Origin of the sequence: Nocardia nova NBRC 15556, from assembly GCF_001613005.1 — a bacterium.
Classification (GTDB): Bacteria; Actinomycetota; Actinomycetes; order Mycobacteriales; family Mycobacteriaceae; genus Nocardia; species Nocardia nova.
Genome location: NZ_BDBN01000145.1, coordinates 1 through 12,844, shown reverse-complemented (window position 1 = coordinate 12,844; position 12,844 = coordinate 1). Strand labels below are relative to the sequence as shown.

At 69.0% G+C, this 12,844-nt stretch carries 8 protein-coding genes; 7 read left to right on the top strand and 1 reads right to left on the bottom strand.

The window, feature by feature from the left end; translation table 11 throughout:
• The 7 genes from eccD to NN2_RS34415 all read left to right on the top strand — a co-directional run.
• On the top strand, positions 1–1,532 hold a 1,532-nt coding region (gene eccD, locus NN2_RS34445; RefSeq protein ID WP_063019347.1), incomplete at its 5' end, for a type VII secretion integral membrane protein EccD.
• Positions 1,532–2,908, top strand: coding sequence for a type VII secretion-associated serine protease mycosin (gene mycP / locus NN2_RS34440; protein WP_063019345.1), 1,377 nt, complete (start codon positions 1,532–1,534; stop codon positions 2,906–2,908). The genes eccD and mycP, both read left to right, overlap by 1 nt.
• Positions 2,905–4,653 carry a type VII secretion protein EccE gene (gene eccE, locus NN2_RS34435; protein ID WP_063910955.1) on the top strand — a complete coding sequence of 583 codons (1,749 nt, stop codon included), beginning with the start codon at positions 2,905–2,907 and terminating at the stop codon, positions 4,651–4,653. The genes mycP and eccE overlap by 4 nt, the downstream gene beginning before the upstream one ends.
• Before the next feature lie 95 nt (positions 4,654–4,748).
• Positions 4,749–5,072 (top strand): helix-turn-helix domain-containing protein, encoded by a 324-nt coding sequence (locus tag NN2_RS34430; protein ID WP_051757256.1) that lies wholly within the window; start codon positions 4,749–4,751, stop codon positions 5,070–5,072.
• 77 nt (positions 5,073–5,149) lie between these two features.
• Positions 5,150–6,226, top strand: a complete 1,077-nt coding sequence (locus NN2_RS34425) for a discoidin domain-containing protein (protein WP_063019343.1) — start codon at positions 5,150–5,152, stop codon at positions 6,224–6,226.
• A complete protein-coding gene (locus tag NN2_RS34420; protein ID WP_030518522.1) occupies positions 6,223–6,942 on the top strand; it encodes a hypothetical protein in 720 nt (239 codons plus the stop codon). The genes NN2_RS34425 and NN2_RS34420 overlap by 4 nt, the downstream gene beginning before the upstream one ends.
• 119 nt (positions 6,943–7,061) lie before the next feature.
• On the top strand, positions 7,062–11,978 hold the full coding sequence (locus NN2_RS34415; protein WP_063019341.1) for an NAD-glutamate dehydrogenase: 4,917 nt from the start codon (positions 7,062–7,064) through the stop codon (positions 11,976–11,978).
• 135 nt (positions 11,979–12,113) lie between these two features.
• Here the strand turns inward: NN2_RS34415 and NN2_RS34410 are convergent.
• A partial coding sequence (locus NN2_RS34410) for a zinc ribbon domain-containing protein (RefSeq protein ID WP_169812486.1) occupies positions 12,114–12,844 on the bottom strand: 731 nt, incomplete at its 5' end.

Here is a 12,844-nt window from a genome sequence, read left to right as displayed (position 1 = left end):
TGAGCACGGCCGTCGCGGCGCCGGGCGCCGCCCCACGGGCGGCGGCGCAACAGGCCGAGGTGGCGCGGGCACGGATCGCGGTCCTGGTCGCGACCTATCAGGTCGATGTGGTCGTTCCGACGAAGTTCGCCGTGGAGACCTTCATCGACGACCTGCTCGGGGTGCTCGACCGCGCGATCGACGACGAGACGGTGGATTTCACGCCACCCGCGGGCCAGTGGAGCCTGGCCCGGCCGGGTGAGCAGCCGATTCCGCGATGGCGCAGCCTGGCCGACCACGACGTGGTCGACGGCACGGTGCTGATGCTGTCCGTGGTGGAGTCGGCCGAGGTGTTCACTCCGGTCGTCGAGGACATCACCGACGCACTCGCGGCGATCAACGAGCGCGAATTCGCGGAGTTCGATTCCGAAACCGTTGCCACGGTCGGTTCCGCGGCGCTGGGTGTCGGCGCGGTGGTGGCGACGGTCCTGTTGTCCTGGTCGTGGACTCGCAGCGGGTCGCTGTGGTGGTGCGGTCTGCCCGCGCTGCTGCTGGGCGCCGCCTGCTGGGGTGCCGCCGTGGTCGCGGGACGAGGCAGGACGCCCGCAGGCGTCGTCCTCGGATTGGAATTGTCCGCACTGCCACTGCTTTTCGCGGGCGGCGCGATGCTCGTGCCGCCGGCCTACGGCCAGCCGGGTGGCTTCGCCGCGGCCAATATCGCAGCCGGCGCGGTGGTCGCCGCGGTCGCGGCGGTCACGATGTTGCGTGCGAGCGACTCCGGCACCTCGGCGCTGACCGCGGTCGCGACCCTCGGAGTGGTCCTGGCCTTCGCGGCACTGGTCCCGACCTACTTCGATGTATCTCTGGAAAAGGTCGCGGGCGGAATCGTCTTCGCCGCTGCGGTGCTGTTGACCGCGGCACCGCGACTGGCAGTGGTCGCGGCGCGCATCCGGCCGCCGGATCTGCCGGACCCCGGCAACGAGGTGGCGCCGGCCACGCTCACCGACATCTTCGACGCGGAAACCGTGCGTGACGATCAGCTCGATCAAAGCGTCGACCCGGAGCGGGAACTGCGGCCGAACACCAGGATCGAAACTCGCGCCCGACTGGCCGTGACCAGCCTGCGCGGTCTCATCGCGGCGGTGTCGGCGCTGCTTGCGGGAGGTGTGGTCGTGGCCGCCGAGCAGGCGCCCGGTGGCATCCGGGAGATCGTGCTGGGCGCCGCCGTGGCGGGCATTCTCGTCATGCGGGCGCGCTGGTATCCGGATCGGGTGCAGGCGGTTTCGCTGTGCGCGGCCTCGGCGGTGGCGACGGTGGGGGTCGCCGCGGTCACCGTCGGCGCGTACGGCACCGACTACGCGCGACTGGCTGTCGTCGGGGTGCTCGTCGTCGCCGCGGTGGCGGCCTGTGTCGCCGCCTTGCGGCTGCCCGGCCGGCGCCTGTCTCCGGTGACGCGACGAGTCATCGACCTGGTGGAGTACGCGCTCATCCTGCTGATTCCGGTGATCGCCTTCTGGATCATGGGCATATACACGGCGATGCGAGCGATCTGATGATCATGCGCAGACCGGTGAGCATGCTGCTCGCCGGATTGGTGGCGGCGCTGACGGTGGCGCCGGCGGCCGTCATCGCCCCGGCCGCGGCGGTGGATCCGCCCGAGGCGATCGTCGGGGCCGCGCCGCCGGACGGGCCCCCCGGACCGGAACAACCGACCAAACAAGACAAGGGCTGCCTGGCCGCGGGCGTACTGCCGGGCAGTGACCTGGCCCAGGTCCCGCCGTCCGACCGCGCGCTGGATCTGCGGCGGGTCCGGCCGCTCAGTCGTGGCACCGGGGTCACCGTCGCGGTGATCGACACCGGGGTCGCTCCGAATCCCCGGCTGCCGAATCTGGTCGGTGGCGGCGACTATGTCGCCGCCGGGGGCGACGGGCTCTCGGATTGCGATGCGCACGGCACCCTCGTCGCCGGGATCATCGCCGCGGCTCCGGATCAGGCCGATGGATTCGCCGGGGTAGCGCCCGACGCGCGCGTGATCTCCATTCGCTACCGGTCCGGTGCGTTCAGCCTGGAACGTCCGGACGCGGGCAACTCTGATGAGGAACCCGCCCGCCAGATCCGAACCCTGGCCCGGGCGATCACCCATGCCGCGAATCTGGGCGCCGGCGTGATCACCGTGGCGCTGCCGGTCTGCCTCGGAGCCAATGCGCGTATCGATCAATCGATGCTCGCGGCCGCTGTCGGCTACGCGGTGCACGTGCGCGGTGCGCTCATCGTCGCCGGTGCGGGCAACACCGGCGAGGCCGGTTGTCAGCAGAACCCCGATATCGATCCGAGCCGGCCGACCGATTCGCGCAATTGGAAAGGCGTTCAGACGATTTCGACGCCCGGATGGTATGCGCCGGATGTGCTGACGGTCGGCTTCACCACTGCCACCGGCGCGCCGATGCCCGAATCACTGTGGGGCCCTTGGGTTTCGGTGGCCGCCCCCGGAACCGGGATCGAATCGCTCGGTCCCGGCGGTGGTGGGCTCATCAATGCCGTCGGAGCCGGCGACAAGATGGTTCCGGTGGGCGGCGCGTCCTTCGCCGCGGCCTACGTCAGCGGGGTGGCGGCGCTGTTGCGCTCGCGGTTCCCGAACGAGACGCCCGGCCAGATCGCCGCGCGACTGCAGGCCGGCGCGCATGCGCCCGCCCGCGGGGTCGACAACATCGTCGGTGCCGGGGTGATCGATCCGGCCGCGTCGCTCGGCTATTCCGAACCGCCGCAGGCGCCGAGCGGGCTGTTCCGTACCTCGGCCCTGATCGTGCCGCCACCCGGGCGTCCGGCCGACCGGCGTCCCGGAATCACGGCACTCGTCGTCGTGGCGGTGGCGCTGTTGCTCGGGGTGGGGGCCGGTTATGCCAACTCCATCGTCCGGAGGCGTGGGTGAGTTTTCCCAGGATCGGAGCCGGCGCGCCCGAGCGCGGACCGCTGGCGGCGGTGGTGATCGTCGGAAGCGTCGCCGTGGCGGGCCTGTGGGGCCGGGTGCCGTGGTGGGTCGCACCGGCGGCGGCGACGGTCGTGGCGATCACCCTCACGGTGCGTGTCGGCGAGCGAACCGCGGTGCGCTGGCTGCTCGACTGGTGTGACTACCGCTTCGGGCGGCAGGCCCGCCAGGATCTCCTCCATCGGCCGGCACGATTACGCGACGTCGAGGTGGCTGCGGGCGTCTGCGGTGTCCGGGAGGACGGATCGTCGTATGTGGCGATGGTCCAGCTCGCGCCGAATCTGGACCTGCCGACCGTCATCGCCGAGCGGGAGCTCTATACCGAGGACACCGTCCCGGTGCAGGATCTGCTGCCGATGCTCGACCAGTTCGGGGTCCGGATCGAGATCGACATCGTCACGACCGGTCAGCGGGTGCGGCCGGCCGGCAGCTACAGCATGCTCTACGACCAGCTGATCGGCCCGCACCCGGTGGTCGGCGACCGCATGACCTGGCTGGTGCTGCGGTTGGATCCGGAGCACAACCTCGAGGCCCTCGTGCGGCGAGGGCCGGTGGCGGAGTCCGCTCCCCGGGCGCTGGCTTCGGCCGCCCATCGCATCGCCGGTCGCCTGCGGGAACGCGGGATGGCGGCGCACGCGCTGCCCGCCGAAGCGCTGGGTGATGCGATCCGCCTGCTACATGCCGGTGTGGAACTGACCGATCTGCGGGAGACGTGGCATCACCTCGAATCCTCGGTGCCGGGACGTAGTGTCACCAGTTACCTGATCGACTGGACCCGGCTCGGCGACGCCGGCCTGGACGACTGCTGGTCGTGGCACCGCGGGCGCACCACGGTGGTGGTCAGCCTGGCAGGCGGCGCGCTGGGCGCTCGCGGCCTGGTGCGTTATGTGGGCCCGGCATCCTCGGTCGCCCCGCCGGGATATCTGCGACCGCTGGGCGGGCGGCAGGCCGACGCGTTGCGCGCGAGTCTGCCCACATCGACCTCGGTCCATCGCATTCCACGCACCGAATCCGGAGGCGACACGGCGACTCCCGAGCAACTGGACGCATTGACCATCGCGATCGGCCCGAGCGGTCAGATCCTCGGTTCGATCAGCGGCAGGCCCAAGCACACGCTGGCGTTGCCGCTGTTCGACCCGGTGCGATACAACCCGCGTCACCGCACGATCGATGTCTACGCCGACCTTCCGGTCGCCCAGCAGATCGTGCTGCGAGCGATGGTCGTCGGCGCGGATGTGGAAGTGCACTCGGCCCGGCCGCAGCGCTGGCAGCAGCTCGTCACAGCGGTGGGCGATCCGGATTCGCTACGGCTGGCGCCCGACGCCTCCGACGCCGAGCAGACCCCGGCGGCGGCCGCACAGGCGACCATCGCGGTCTTCGACCAGATACCTCCGCGCGCCTCCGCCGCGCACACGACGGTGACCATCAGCGAACCCGGCGCACCCCGTCGGCGGTCTGCCGATCTGGCGATCGACCAGGTCAGCGAGACCGCCATCGACGTCAGCATTCCGATGCGGACGGTGCGCGTGGATCTGATCGAGCCGCGAGGTGAAACCAGATATCTGGACTCCATGGGCAATCCACCGGCAGCCGGACCTCCGGCGATCACGGTGGCGGGTGGCGGATCGATGCCGCCGGCAGGTCCGGCTCATGTGGTCGGCGCCGAATCGGACGAGGTGAGACGGTAGTGTTGATCAACGTGGTAGCGGACTCCGCAGCGGACGGCAGGCAATCTTCTGATCGAGACCCACAGAACAGACACCAGAATGGAGGCGAGTTCGGGGTGCTCGATCCCGAGCGTCGTGAGTCCGGCGCCGATGAGCAACTGACACCGCGGCAAGCGGCGGCGGCGATCTTCTCGGCCAGATTGTCGGAGCTGATCGCCGAATCGGTGGTATCCACCGAGGACGGCTCGACCCGTTCGCTGACGTTGTATTCGCTGGCCCAGCATCTCGAGCTGGCCTATCCGGATGTTCCGGTGTCGCAGTCGGGTCTGTACCGGCTGGTGCACGGCGAAGCGATTCCCCGGCTCGATCTGATCATCGCCCTGGCCCGTGTCTTCGATGTGCCGCCGGAGTATTTCGTGGCGGCCGAATCCGGCCGCTGATTCCGCCGGACCGAACTTCTCTCCAGCGGGAATAGGCTTGGCGCGGACTGTATTCCGGTCCCGATACCATCGCACACATGTCCGACAAGGACCCCGCAGACGTCTTCGTGCGCCATCGAGGCGCGGTCCTGGACGCGTTGCTGTCGGAGCCGGGTTTGTCCACCGCCTCCGCAGCCGCCGACCGCCTCGGCGCCGCTGATCCGGTGTCGGTCGGAGTGTCCGTCCCGCCGGCGGAATCCGCCCCGGACCGATCGGACCGATCGTCTCGTCCTGCGGCCAACGGCGCCGCCCGGCCGCCGAGCGGACCCAAGGCCAGCGACCGGATCATGGCGCTGCTGAACGGCGAATCCCTGGACGGACCGTCGGGCCTGGAATTCACCTCCGATTTCGCCGATCGGGCCGGCGCCCGGCTCGATCGGACGGGCACGGCCGAAACGAAACCCGTTGCGGGCGAACCGGAGAAGCCGACGCAGCCGGAAAAGGCGGAGAAGGCGGCCCCGGCGGGCGCCGCCGCGCCGGCGCAGCAGCTGCTCGCGATGGTGCGCAAGCCGAAGGTGGCGATCGCGCTGGCCGGTGTGCTGGCGATCATCGTCGTGCTGGCGCTGGTCACCACCGGCGGTAAGAAGGACGGCGGGGACCAGGTCAAGGTCGTCACGGCGGCCGCGGCGGCACCGCCGAGCGCCGCCCCCAAACCGTCCGAATCGCTGACCGCCGGCACGGCGATCCAGGTGAAGGCGGCCGAATCCCATTGTCCCACCGGCAGTACGCCCGGCATGGACGCGTTCTCGGGTCAGGCGGACAAGGCGTGGTCGTGTGTGCGCGCCTATCGGGTGGACGGCCAGGTCCTGACCATCGATCTGGGCAAGACCTACCGGATCGACTCCATCGGGATCGTGCCCGGCTGGGACAGCATCGGCTCCGACGGCGCCGACCAGTGGGCCAAGTTCCGGACCGTGAGCCGCGTGTCCTATCGGTTCAACGATCCGGGCGTGACCACCTATACCCAGCAGACGATGGATCAGCGCAGCCTCGTGGTAACCAAGATCAGTCCACCGGTGACCGCGTCGAAGATCACGCTGACGATCCTGGAATCGAAGGGCGACGCCTCGATCAACACCACCGCCATCTCTTCGATTGTCGTCACCGGCCAGTGAATTCGACGCATCAGACCTGTGAGTACTGCTCGCATCGCAACAGCGGTGCGGACTCCCGCTGCGGACACTGCGGGGCGCCGCTGAAGGCGGTGGGCGATGTGCTGGGCGAACTGGGCCGGACCGCAGCGGGTATCGCACCGGTGATCATCGGCGCCGAGAAGCTCGCCAGTGGTCTGGAGAAGGCGGCGTCCGGCGGCGAACAAGCCGCGACGGACGCGAAAAAGGAAGAAGCCAAGGTCTTTCCGGCCTGGCAGTGGAAGGCGGCGTTGGGTGGCGCGGTCGCCCTGGTGCTGCTGGCCGTACTGGTCCTGCGCTCCTGTTCGACGGGCGCGCCCGCCATCGGCGACCTGACACCGGTCGATACGCTGCCCGAACTGATGCGCGCGGTATCGACCTGTCAGCCGGCGTCGGGCGGACAGGGTGATTCCTGTGTCGTCTCCGCGGACGATCCGTTGTTGTCGGGCGGGATCACGGGCGGGCGAGCGCTGACCTTCACCGTGCGCACCGATCCGCCGGATCGCATCGGTGACACGATCGGGCGCTGGCGCACCTCGGGTGCGGCGATCGTGTCCGACGGTACGGCCTTCGTGGCGATCGGCCCCGCGGTTACCGTCTGGTATGCCGACAGGCATTCGGGCTTGCATCTCGAGACGGGTAGTTTCGCGAATCGTGCAGGCGCGCAGACATTTCTGTTCCGATCCGGTTTGGTTCGCTGAGAAACCGGGTAACGGCGCCCAATCCTTGTTACACTAAATAACGTGCCGTTGTTTAACGGCACGTTCAGACAGTCCGCAATACTGCGGTACCGATTCCGATCTCGGGAAGGCACGGGTCGATGGTGGCAACAACCCAGCAGACGATTTCATGGAAGCGATTCCGTGATGATCCGACCGATCTGGAGGCGGTGTACTTCCGCTGGATTCAGCCGGGAGCCGCGGCGCCGACGATCACCGACCGTGCCGAGCAGATCTTCCGGCATCATCTGGAGCTGGCCGCGGGGCGGCGGCCCGGGACCGCGGTGACCAGGCTGTATCGCGCCGAGGACGGCAGCGGTCTGGGTCCGGCACTGCAGATCGTCAACGACGATATGCCGCTGCTGGTGGATTCGCTCACCGCGGCGCTGCAGCGCCGCGGGGCCACCGTGACCGAGGTGGTGCATCCGGTCTTCGACGTCCTGCGGGACCGGCGCGGCCGGTTGCGGGCGATCGCGCCCAGCGAGGGTTTCGATGTGGCGCAGGCGAATTCGGCGAGCCGGTCGGAGGGCAGCGGAAACGTCGTCGCCGAGTCGTGGATCCATGTGCAGCTGGGTGCCGGGGATTCCGACGCGGTGCTGGACCGGATCGAGCGGGCGCTGCCACCGCTGCTCGGCGAGATCCGCCAGGTCGCCCACGATACCGAGGCGATGACCCGCACGATGGGAACGCTGGCCGCGCGGCTGGATTCCGTGCCGCAACCCTCGGCCACCGAGGCGGCCGAATGCGCACAGCTGTTGCGCTGGCTGACCTCCGGGCATTTCACTCTGCTGGGATACGGCTACTATCGTGTGCATCCCGGTGCCGACGGCCCTGAGCCGCAACAGGTTTCGGGCACCGGTCTCGGTGTGCTGCGCAACGGTTCCGGTGTGGACGTGGGCACGCCCGCACTCGGTTCGGAGCAGATTCTGCGGCTGTCCAACGGCTCGCTGGACTCGCTGCTGCCGGGCTCACCGGATGTGTACGTGGTCAGCGTTGCCGACTACGCGGCCGAGACCACCCCGTCCGTCGCCGGAAAGGTAGTGGGCGAACACGTTTTCGTGGGCACCTTCACCGTCAGCGGCTTCCACGAGAACATCCTCGACATCCCGGTGATCTCGCGCCGTGTCCACCAGGTCATCGAATGGGCGGGCCTGGCGCTGAATTCGTTCTCCGGCCAGGCGCTGCTGGAGATGTTGCAGACCTTCCCGCGCGTCGAACTGTTCTCCACCGATGCGCGCCGTCTCTTCGAAACCGTCTCGGCCGTCATGAATTTGGGGCTGCGGCGCCAGATTCGGCTGTTCCTGCGCCGCGATGTGGGCAGCAACGCCGTGTACTGCCTGGTGTACCTGCCGCGGGACCGCTACTCGACCGAGGTGCGGTTGCGGATGCACGAGATCCTGCGCCAAGAATTCGATGCCGAGCAGATCGCCTACTCCGCGCGCGTCACCGAATCCGAGCTCGCCGTCGTCTATTTCACGGTGCACCGCGGGGCCGACGCCGAACCGGCGGACATCACCGAATCGAACCGCGAACGCATTCAGGATCTGCTGTTCGCGACCACCCGCAGCTGGAGCGACCGGCTGGTCAGCGAGGCCGCGGGCGTCGCGGAGATCGCCGCGCCGGTTGTGCAGGACTACGCGAGCGCGTTCCCGGCGACCTATCAGCAGGAATACGAACCCGCCTGGGCGCTCGACGATCTGTGCCGGCTGCAGCGACTGGCCGACGGGCAGATCGACACCGATCTCTACCGCACGGCCGGCGCCCCGTCGGGCGAGTGGCGATTCACCCTGTACGTCGCCGGCACCGAGGTGTCGCTGAGCCGGGTGCTGCCGCTGCTGCACAGCCTCGGCATCGAGGTTGTGGAGGAAAAGCCCTACCGGCTCGAATTGCCCGGCGCCAGCACCCGGTGGATCTACGACTTCGGCCTGCGGGTCGCGCCGAACGTGTTGCGCGGCACCGGTGAGAGCGATCCGGAGGCCGATCTGGACCGTGCCGTGGCGCTGGAATCGCTGCCGGACACCAGTATCCGCAAACGCCTGCCGGAGGCGGTGTCGGCGATGTGGTTCGGCGATTGCGAGGTCGACGGGCTCAACGAACTCGTTCTGCGGGCCGGATTGCATTGGCGCCAGATCGCGATGCTGCGCGCCTACGCGAAGTATCTGCAGCAGGCGGGATTCGCCTACACCTTCGCCAACATCACCCGTGTGCTGCTGGCGCAGCCGAGCACCGCGCGCGCCTTCACCGAATTGTTCGACGCCTATTTCGATCCCGAGCACCTCGGGCCGGTAGCGACCGCGCGGGCCGCGGGTATCTCGTCGCGGCTGCAGGACGAGATCGATGCCGTGGTGAGTCTCGACACCGACCGGATCCTGCGGGCGATTCTCGGGTTGATCACGGCGACCCTGCGCACCAACTACTTCCGTCGCGACGACGACGGAAATCCGCCCGGACATCTGTCGTTCAAGTTCGATCCGCACGCCATCGCGGAATTGCCGCGGCCGCGGCCGCAGTTCGAGATCTTCGTGTACTCGCCGCGGGTCGAGGGCGTGCACCTGCGTTTCGGCGCGGTGGCGCGTGGTGGTTTGCGGTGGTCGGATCGCCTGGAGGATTTCCGGACCGAGATTCTGGGTCTGGTGAAGGCGCAGGCGGTGAAGAACGCGGTGATCGTGCCGGTCGGCGCCAAGGGCGGATTCGTGGTGAAACGCCCGCCGGCCGCGACCGGTGATGCGGCGGCCGACCGCCAGGCCATGCAGGCCGAGGGCATCGCCTGCTATCGCACCTTCATCTCGGGCCTACTGGATCTCACCGACAATGTCGACCACGCCGGTGGTGAGGTGATTCCGCCGCAGCGGGTGGTGCGCCGCGACGGTGACGACACCTATCTGGTGGTGGCCGCCGACAAGGGGACCGCCACATTCTCCGACATCGCGAACGAGGTTGCGCAGCAATACGATTTCTGGCTGGGTGATGCGTTCGCGTCGGGTGGTTCGGCGGGGTATGACCACAAGGCGATGGGGATTACCGCGAAGGGTGCGTGGGAGAGTGTCAAGCGGCATTTCGCGGAGATGAATGTCGATACCCAGCGTGAGGAGTTCACGGTGGTGGGTGTCGGGGATATGTCGGGGGATGTGTTCGGTAACGGGATGTTGTTGTCGGAGCATATTCGGTTGGTGGCGGCGTTCGATCATCGGCATATTTTCATCGATCCGGATCCGGTGGCGGGGGTGTCGTTCGCGGAGCGGAAGCGGTTGTTCGGGTTGGCGCGGTCGTCGTGGGCGGATTACGACACCTCGCTGATCAGCGAGGGCGGCGGTGTCTTCGATCGCTCCGCCAAGGCCATCGCGATCACGCCGCAGATCCGCGCCGCGCTGGATCTGGATCCGGGCGTGAGCACGCTGTCCCCGCCGGAAATGATCCGGGCGATCCTGCTGGCGCCGGTCGATCTGCTGTGGAACGGCGGTATCGGCACCTACATCAAGGCCAGTACCGAATCGCACGCCGACGTGGGTGACAAATCCAACGACGCCGTGCGGGTCGACGCGGATCTGTTGCGCGTCAAGGTGATCGGCGAGGGCGGCAATCTGGGCGCCACCGCACTCGGCCGGATCGAGTTCTGCAAACTCGGTGGCCGGATGAATACCGACGCGCTCGACAACTCCGCCGGCGTGGACTGCTCCGACCACGAGGTCAACATCAAAGTCCTGCTGGGAGCGGCGATTTCCTCCGGCGAGCTGGCCGCCTCGGACCGCAATGCCCTGCTGGCCGAGATGACCGACGAGGTCTCGGCACTGGTGTTGCGCGACAACATCTCCCAGAACTTCCGGATGGGTCTGTCGCGTTCGAATGCGGCCGCCATGGTGGGGGTGCACCGGCGGTTGATCGCGGAACTGGAGACCCGGCGCGGTGTGGACCGGCAGCTCGAGGCACTGCCCTCGGATGCCGAACTGGACCGGCGCGCCGCGGCCGGTGCCGGGCTGACCTCACCCGAGCTCGCCAATCTGCTTGCGCACGTGAAGCTTTCGCTCAAGTCGGATCTGCTCGGTGGCGATCTGCTGGACAGCAGTGCGTTCGAGGCGCTGCTGCCGGGGTACTTCCCGACACCGCTGCGGGAGCGCTTCGGCGCCGCGATCGGCCGGCATCCGCTGCGCCGGGAGATCCTGGCCACCATGGTGGTCAACGATATGGTCGACTACGGCGGCATCACCTACGCCTTCCGGCTCGCCGAGGAGGCCGGCGCCACCACCGACGATGCGGTGCGCGCCTTCACCGCGGCCGTGGAGATCTTCGATCTGCGATCGCTGTGGGAGCGCATCCGCACCACGCCGATGCCGGCCGCGGCGCGCAACGAACTGGAGATGGAGACCAAACGCACCCTGGACCGGGCGGCGCGCTGGCTGCTGACCAATCGGCCGCAGCCGATCGCGGTCGGTGCCGGCATCGCGCGTTACCGCGACGGGGTGCGGGCGCTGGCGGCCCGGGTGCCGGCCTGGCGGCCCGGCGCGCTCGCCGACGATCTGATGTCGCGCTCCGGCGGACCGATCGGTCACGGCGCGCCGCGGGAACTGGCAGAGGAGGTGTTCCTGCTGATCCATCGGTTCCCGCTGCTGGACGTGCTCGACATCGCCGATATCTGTGAACGCGATGCCGACGAGGTGGCCGCCCTCTACTACGCGCTGGACGCCCACTTCGACATCCAGCGCCTGCTGTCCGCGGTGGCCGGACTGGATCGCGGCGATCGGTGGCAGACCCTGGCGCGCTTGGCCGTTCGCGAGGATCTCTACGATTCGCTGCGCTCGCTCACCGCCGACGTGCTGACCACCACGGAACCGGTCGACACCCCCGAGGAGAAGATCGCCTACTGGGAATCGACCAACCGCTCCCGTCTCAGCCGCGCTCGCGCGGCACTCGGGGAGATCTTCACCTCCGACGCCCACGACCTGGCGACCCTGTCGGTAGCCGCACGCCAGGTCCGCAGCATGGTCGGCAGCGCCGAAACGACGGCGACGGTGCCCAGCTGACCTGCCGGTGGGTTCGGGTGCGCCGCCTGGGACCGGCACACCCGAACCCACTCCGGAACCCGCCGCCGCCCACTCGGTTTCACGAGTGGGCGGCGGCGTCCGCGAATCCCCGTCCCAGCGAGCAGCCGCGGCGGCTCACGGGCCGGCGGGGGTGCCGCAGGCGCCGCAGAACCGGGCCGCGGGCGGGAGGTCCGCACCGCATTCGGCGCAGTGCCGCGGGGGAGCGGCCAGCCGGGTCCCGCAGTGCATGCAGAACCGCGCGGTGCGGGGGTTGTCGGTATCGCAGGCCGCGCAGGTCACCTGCTCCGAGGCGGTGGCCTCGTCACTCTCGAGCCGTGACGCCGCGGACGAAGGCGATTCCGCGCTCGAGGATGCGGCGGGGGAGCCGGTCGTCGCGGAGTCGTCGGCCCCGGCGGGAGTTGTCGGCGGCAGCGAGCCCGAGGTCGTCGGCTCCGGTGTGGGTGGCGGTTGCAGGGCCGGTCGGCCCGCGGGCTGACCGAACGGCGGCGGCGGGGGTGGCGGGGATTGCTGCGCGGCCCACGGCACCGTCGACTGCTGACCCATGCCGGCAATGGCGTTGAGACCCAGTGCGGCACCGAGGAATCCACCTTCTCCGCCGCCGTGTCCGTGCGCCATTCCCTGTCCCGCGCCCAGGGCCATTTCCCCGGCGGCGTAACGCTGGAAGTCGCCGGCGAGCCGGATGTAGGTGACATCCTTGGCGAGTCGTTTGAGCCGCTCGGCGTCCTCCGGTGCCAGGGTGATGTCGAAATTGCCCATGCGCGAGATCCGCATTCCGTACTCGTACAGCGTGAGATTGGTCTGGCGCACCACCGCGGACTCGATCGACTGCAGCTGCGCCGAGAGGC